Raw genomic sequence first — 3,446 nt, 5'->3', positions numbered from 1 at the left:
CGGTGGGCAGCAGGTCGACGCCGCCGCGGGTCGGTGCACCCGATCCGCCGGGCGGCACGTACTCGCCCGAGAGGGCGTCCGCGGTTCGCGGAATCTCGTCCTCGGCTCCCTGTACGCGCGGCTGGGCCTCCTCGCAGATGTATGCGAGGGCCTTCCGCAGATCATTGTGGGCACCCGACTTCGCGCGGCCGTTGCCGATCGTCTCGAGGTCGACGATCAGGAGGTTGACGTTCACCTCGTCGTCGGGGCTGGCCTCGCGTTCGGATTTCGGCACGTCGAAGTCGTGTTCCGCGAGCGTTTCGATCAGTTCGACGCTGGTCTCGTAGACGACGTCCGCGGCCTCGGCGTAGGTCATCCCGAGGTCTTCGGCGTACTCGCCCGGCGAGTCGAGCATCGTCTGATAGTCGACGCCGAGCGCACCGGCGACGCTCTCGCGCAGGCTCGGTGCGCCGGGGTTCTCGAGGCGGGTGAGCGCGACCAGATACTCGGTCAGGCGCTCGTCGGCCGGCGGCTCGGACATCGTGTGCAGGCCCAACCGAATCTGGGTCGTCTTCACATCCGTGAGGTACTCGTGGATGCGTTCGACCAGTTCGTCGATATCGACCTCGTCGCCCTCGACATCGCCTTCGGCAAGCGTCGAGCCGGCCTCATCCGGACCGCGAACGTCGACCTTCTCGTCGATCGTACCGGTGATACCCAACTCGACGGCGAGATCCAGTTGCTTGACTTTCTCGCGCATGAGGTCCGCGAGGTGTTCGCCGTCGTCGGCGCGAGCGTCTTCCATCCCGGCCTCGCGGTACTGGTTGGCGAGTTCCTCGAGCTCGGATAGCTCGTCGTACGTGCCCGCGTTTCGCATGACGGGCGTGAGGTAGTCGACGATGGCGGCGTAGGAGCGACGCTTAGCCTGCGTTCCTTCGCCCGGGTTGTTGACGATGTACGGGTAGACGTTCGGGATATCGTCGATCAGCTGATCCGGCGCGCTCTCGCCGTTCAGGCCGACGGTCTTGCCGGGGAGCCACTCGAGGCTGCCGTGGGTTCCCAGATGGACCACCGCGTCGGTTTCGAAGCTGTTGCGCAGCCAGCCGTAGAAGGCGTAGTAGTCGTGTGGCGGCTGCAGGTTCGAGTCGTGGTAGACCTTCGAGGGGTCCATCCCGAACCCGCGCGGGGGCTGGACGGTGACGAGGACGTTCCCGAATTCGACGCCCGGAATCGCGAACGGGCGGTCGGGGACCTCGCCCCACTCTTCGATAATATTCTCCTGAAAGCGCTCGTCGGCGTCGGCGAACCACTGCTCGTAGGTGTCCGGCGAAACGACATCGACCGAGAGGTCACGGACGTCCTCAGGGGCGACCCACCGGTCCTCGAGCGTGAGCTGTGCGGTCAGTTTCTCCACCAACGACTGCCCGCTGTCGGGCATTTCGTCGCCGAGATCGTACCCGCGCTCGTCGAGTTCCTCGAGCAAATTGACCGTCGACTCCGGCGAATCGAGGCCGAACGCGGTCCCGATCCCGTCGTCGCTCGGCGGGTAGTTGTGGAGGACCACGGCGACCTGTTTGTCCTCGTTGGGCGTGTGTCTGAGCTCGGCCCAGTTGACCGCGAGCCGCGTCGCGTGGTCGATCCGGTCCGCGATCGGGAAGTGGTGTTTCGGCGCGGAGCCGATCCCGGCCTCGTCGTCGGTGCGTTCCTTCCCCGAGATGGGGTGCGTGATCACGTTCCCGTCGAACTCCGGCAGCGCCACGGAGAGGGCCAGTTCGAAGCCCATCACGCCCGTGTCGCTGGATTCGTAGCGCGATCGCGAGCGCATCGTGGTGACCGTCTGCAAAACGGGCACGCCGAGGCGGTCGAGGAAGACATCCTCCGCGGAACTGCCTTCGTCGTCGGCGCTGCGGCCGCGCTCGTCCATCGAGAGGGAGAACATGAACGAGGAGAGCACGGCGTCGACGATGGACTGTCCGTCGCTGTCGAGAAGCCAATTGTCCGTCACCCACTCGGCGTCTTCCTGTTCGTCTGTATCGGTCGCCGGGTTACAGAAAATCGGCAGGGCATTAGCTCCCTGTTCCTCGAGCGCCCGGACCTGCGCGTCCACGTACCGGGTGTTCTCGTGAGTCCAGTGGGACTCGTAGAACCAGACCGCGACCGTCGGTTTGTCGGGGTCATGGGTCGCGAGCAGATCCTCGTACTCGGCCCCCGGATGATCCGGGTGGTAGACGCCCTCGGTGGGGAGTTCCGACGGCTCGTCGTATTCGACATCGCGACCCTCGTACTCGGCGGCGAGGAACCGACACAGGTTCGCGGTGTTGATCGTCCCGCCCTTCTCGAGGTAGTCGTAGACGAGGTCTCGATGGGGCGCCGAAACCGTCGTGTCCTCGACGGCGAAGGCGTCGCCGGTCGCCTTGACGATCAGCGGGACGCCCGCTTCCTCGAGCGCGCCCGTCGCGTAATCGTAGCCCGGCATGCTGTCTTCGGCCCCGTGCAGCCAGAAGACGGCCGCCGCGGCGTCGCGCAATTCCTCGACGAACTCCTCGACGTCGGCCTCGTCCTCGAGGTCGCTCTCCGATCGGACGACCAGCTCGACTCCCTCGAGGCGCTGTGCGGCCCGGCCGATCGAGCCGAGTTCGTTCTCCGTCGCAGTGTAGATCCCGATCCGTGCCATCGTGTTTTTAAACCTCTGTTGTATTAGCGCAAGTATGGTTGCAAACGCCGGGGGCAAAAAGCTGTCGTCACTCCCCTTTCCGGCGATCGTCGGACAGGACGATCTGAAACGGGTGCTGCTGACCGTCGCGGCCAACGACGGCCTCGACGGGGCCCTGATCGTCGGCGAGAAGGGAACCGCGAAGTCGACCGCCGTTCGAGCGCTCGTGGATCTCCTCCCCGAGCAGCGGGCCGTCGCCGACTGCCCGTACGGCTGTTCGCCAGACGACCCCGATCTGCAGTGCGATGCGTGCCGCGAACGCGAATCCGACGACCTGCCGATCGAGACGCGATCGGTCCCGCTCGTCACGCTCCCGCTCGGTGCGACTCGAGACCGAGTCGTCGGCACCCTCTCGGTCGAAGACGCGCTGGCGGGCGAGGCCGACTTCGATCCCGGCCTGCTGGCTCGTGCGAACCGCGGCATCCTCTACGTCGACGAGGTCAACCTGCTGGACGACCACCTCGTCGACGTCGTCCTCGACTCGGCCGCGAGCGGCGTCAACACCGTCGAGCGCGATGGCATCAGCGTCTCTCATCCAGCCAACTTCACTCTGATCGGCACGATGAACCCCGAGGAGGGAGATCTGCGCCCCCAACTGCGGGATCGATTCGCCCTCCAGGCCACTGTCGAGGGCTGCCGCGAGATCGACGACCGCGTCGCGATCATCGACCGCGCGCTCGAGACCGACGGCGGCGAAACGAATGCCGCGACGGACTACGCAGACGAAGTCGAGACGCTGCGCGACGACCTCGCC

2 protein-coding genes are annotated in these 3,446 nt (G+C 66.0%); one reads left to right on the top strand and one right to left on the bottom strand.

Annotated features, from left to right (window positions below; translation table 11 throughout):
• On the bottom strand, positions 1-2,653 hold a 2,653-nt coding region (locus PGX04_RS25510; RefSeq protein WP_273741062.1), incomplete at its 3' end, for a cobaltochelatase subunit CobN.
• 34 nt (positions 2,654-2,687) lie between these two features.
• Between PGX04_RS25510 and PGX04_RS25505 the strand changes: the two genes are divergently transcribed.
• The coding region (locus PGX04_RS25505; protein ID WP_273741061.1) for a magnesium chelatase ATPase subunit I at positions 2,688-3,446 on the top strand (759 nt) is incomplete at its 3' end.

The sequence above is a fragment of the Natrinema soli genome (assembly GCF_028618695.1).
This window is presented reverse-complemented; position numbering and strand designations above follow the sequence as displayed.